General features: G+C 72.8%; 1 protein-coding gene. It reads right to left on the bottom strand.

Going from position 1 to position 383, the window contains the following annotated elements:
• A partial coding sequence (locus I6F37_RS44795; protein WP_225155100.1) for a C40 family peptidase occupies positions 1-383 on the bottom strand: 383 nt, incomplete at both ends.

Genomic DNA, 383 nt, shown 5'->3' on the forward strand with positions numbered 1-383 from the left:
ACCCGGAGCAGTCGAAGCCGCCAGGCAGCTGCTTCCCGTCCCAGAGCTGCTGTGACGCCTCGGAGGTGCCGCCCCAGATGTAGGGCCAGCCGACGAAGGAGACGGCGCGACGGAGCAGCTGCTGCTGCGCGCCGGCAACCTCGGGAAGCGCGAGCTGCTCGGTGGCGGCTCGGATCTGCTCCTGCTCGAAGCCCGAGAGCCCGAGCAGGCGTGCGAGCGAGTACGCCGCCTCAGCCCGCGTCGCCGGGTCGTTCGGCCCGAGCTCGAGCGAGTCCTCTGCGGCGGGGTGGTTGAAGCGGAGCCCGAGCAGCCGGGCGACAGTCTCCGAGCCCGCGCCTGCCTTCGGTGCGAGCCCGGCGTCGCGGAGCGCACCGGTGACAAGA

Source organism: Bradyrhizobium sp. NBAIM08 (assembly GCF_020193935.1).
Classification (GTDB): Bacteria; Pseudomonadota; Alphaproteobacteria; order Rhizobiales; family Xanthobacteraceae; genus Bradyrhizobium; species Bradyrhizobium yuanmingense.